This is a genomic window from Curtobacterium sp. B18 (assembly GCF_000333375.1).
GTDB lineage: Bacteria > Actinomycetota > Actinomycetes > Actinomycetales > Microbacteriaceae > Curtobacterium.
Genome location: NZ_BACZ01000158.1, coordinates 1 through 1,923, shown reverse-complemented (window position 1 = coordinate 1,923; position 1,923 = coordinate 1). Strand labels below are relative to the sequence as shown.

Here is a 1,923-nt window from a genome sequence, read left to right as displayed (position 1 = left end):
AGCAGTCGGATGAGGCCGTTGTCGGACGCGGCCGACTTGCTCATCTTGCTCGTCGGGTCCTGCAGGTCGTAGATCCGCGCCGTGTCGGTGAGGATCCGGGCCTCCGGCACGACGAACGTGTCGCCGAACCGCGAGTTGAAGCGCCCCGCGAGGTCACGCGTGAGCTCGACGTGCTGTCGCTGGTCGTCGCCGACCGGCACGACCTTCGTGTCGTAGAGCAGGATGTCCGCCGCCATCAGGATCGGGTACGTGAAGAGGCCGACCGACGCGGCCTCGGCACCCTGCCGGGCGGACTTGTCCTTGAACTGGGTCATCCGGCTCGCCTCACCGAAGCCGGTCAGGGTGTTCAGGACCCAGGCGAGCTCGGCGTGCGCCGGCACGTGCGACTGCACGAAGAGCGTCGCCTTGGTCGGGTCGATGCCCGAGGCGATGTACTGCGCGGCCGTCGCCCGCGTGTTCGCGCGGAGCTCGGCCGGGTCCTGCGGCGAGGTGATGGCGTGCATGTCGACGACGCAGTAGATCGCGTCGTGGTCGTCGAGCAGCGTCCGCCACTGCATGAGCGCGCCGATGTAGTTGCCGAGGTGGAGGGAGCCGGCCGAGGGCTGGATGCCCGAGAAGATGCGCGTCTTGGTCATGGTGCTGTCCTGTGCTGGAGCGTGTGGGGGAGCGGGTCAGAGTTCGTAGTCGACGACCACGGGGGCGTGGTCGGACCACCGCTGGTCGTACGCGGCAGCTCGGTCGACCGTGTACTGCGTGACCTTCGCGGCGAGCTCCGGGGTCGCCACCTGGTAGTCGATGCGCCAGCCCGTGTCGTTGTCGAACGCCTGGCCGCGCCACGACCACCACGTGTACGGGCCCTCGACGTCGCCGGCCTGGGCGCGGCCCACGTCGACCCACCCGAGGCCCGGACCGGTCGAGCCGTCGGCACCCTCGACCTCGGCCCCCTGCTCGCCGAAGAACCGCGAGAAGTAGGCGCGCTCACGCGGCAGGAAGCCCGCGCGCTTGACGTTGCCCTTCCAGTTCTTGATGTCCCGCTGGTCGTGGCCGACGTTGAGGTCGCCGACGACGACCGCGAGCGGGTTGTGGGCGCGGAGTTCGGGGAGCCGCTCGGTCATGGCGTCGAGGAACTTCCACTTCTCGTCCTGCTTCGGGGTGTCCACCTCGCCCGAGTGGACGTACGTCGACACGACCGTCACCGTGGTGCCGCCGATCTCGTAGTCCGCCTCGAGCCAGCGCCCGGCCGAGTCGAAGTCGTCGGCGCCGAGCGCGACGCGGTGCACGTGGGCGCTGTGGCGCGAGGCGATCGCGACGCCCGCGCGGCCCTTCGCCGTGGCGGGGTCGTGCACGATGTCCCACTCGTCGCCGAGGAGCCCGGCGAGGTCGTCGCTCGACGCACGGACCTCCTGCAGGGCGAGCACGTCGACGTCGCGGGTGGCGAGCCAGTCGCCCATCCCCTTCCGGAACGCGGCACGGATGCCGTTCACGTTGACGGATGCGAGGCGCAGGCGTGTCATGCACAACACCCTATCGGCGGGTGCCGACACGGACGCGCCGGTCGTAGGCTCGCGCCGTGACCGTCGTGATGACCGTGGGCGAGGTGCTCGCCGCGTTCCGACCCGTGGCCGAGCAGATGCTGCGTCCGGACGAGTTCCGCGGAGCCGAGTTCTGGGTCTACACCGACGGGCTCGAACGACTCCGCCGCGTGGTCGAGACAGACGTCGCCGACGAGGGCATGGTCCTCGCGTGGTCGATCGCCGGCGACGACGGCGATTCCTGGCTGTGGCTCCAGGAAGGCGAGCAGGAGATGCTCCTGAAGATCGCCGATGACCTGCAGGACTTCATCGCCGAGAGTGCCTTCGCCTGGGGCGAGCTGCGCCCGATCCCGCCACTGGGGCAGTAGGGGCGACCGGACGACGGACGGGA

The 1,923-nt window shown here is 70.0% G+C and carries 3 protein-coding genes; 1 reads left to right on the top strand and 2 read right to left on the bottom strand.

Annotated elements, in window-relative coordinates:
• Both trpS and I5E_RS04330 read right to left on the bottom strand, forming a co-directional pair.
• Window positions 1-635, bottom strand: a 635-nt coding sequence (gene trpS / locus I5E_RS04335; protein WP_022905915.1) for a tryptophan--tRNA ligase, incomplete at its 3' end; no start/stop codon positions are given.
• A 36-nt stretch (window positions 636-671) separates the two neighbouring features.
• On the bottom strand, window positions 672-1,514 hold the full coding sequence (locus tag I5E_RS04330) for an exodeoxyribonuclease III (RefSeq protein ID WP_022905914.1): 843 nt from the start codon (window positions 1,512-1,514) through the stop codon (window positions 672-674).
• 56 nt (window positions 1,515-1,570) lie between these two features.
• On the opposite strand from I5E_RS04330, the gene I5E_RS04325 reads away from it, so the two are divergent.
• Complete coding sequence (locus tag I5E_RS04325) at window positions 1,571-1,900, top strand: hypothetical protein (protein WP_022905913.1); 330 nt, start codon at window positions 1,571-1,573, stop codon at window positions 1,898-1,900.
• Window positions 1,901-1,923 lie beyond the last annotated feature (23 nt).

What these genes read in the sequence shown, in the direction of transcription:
- I5E_RS04330 (WP_022905914.1), bottom strand. Translation starts at nt 1,514, where the DNA reads ATGACACGCCTGCGCCTCGCATCCGTCAACGTGAACGGCATCCGTGCC.